The 303-nt window shown below is 66.7% G+C and carries 1 protein-coding gene; it reads right to left on the bottom strand.

The window, feature by feature from the left end; genetic code table 11:
- Positions 1–102: 102 nt before the first annotated feature.
- Positions 103–303: GntR family transcriptional regulator (locus tag ACLQ24_RS30530; protein WP_425895185.1), on the bottom strand; the 201-nt coding region annotated here is incomplete at its 5' end.

The following is a 303-nucleotide window of genomic DNA, read 5'->3' as shown; positions in this document are numbered from 1 at the left end:
CCCGGCAAACGCGAACGACTGGCCGCCGCAGACGTGGTCATCGACAGCATGGCCGACCTGGTGGCCGCCTTCGCCGTGAACGAGCTGTAGGACAGGACGACGCTACAAACCGGCTCCGGTCACATCCTGGGCCGAGACGTAGGTACCGCGTTGAGGCATGGTCACGACCAACCCGCGCTCACGCAGTAGCGCCACCGCAGCGCGTACCGTGCCCCGACTGACACCGAACTCCTGCCGGAGCTGCGTCTCACTCGGCAGGGTCTGACCAGACGCCAACTTGCCCGCCTCGATCCGCTTCGTCAG

This window comes from Micromonospora sp. DT4 (genome assembly GCF_049841675.1).
Taxonomy (GTDB): Bacteria; Actinomycetota; Actinomycetes; order Mycobacteriales; family Micromonosporaceae; genus Micromonospora.
The sequence above is the reverse complement of the archived record's forward strand: the minus strand, read 5'-3'. Positions and strand labels throughout refer to the sequence as shown.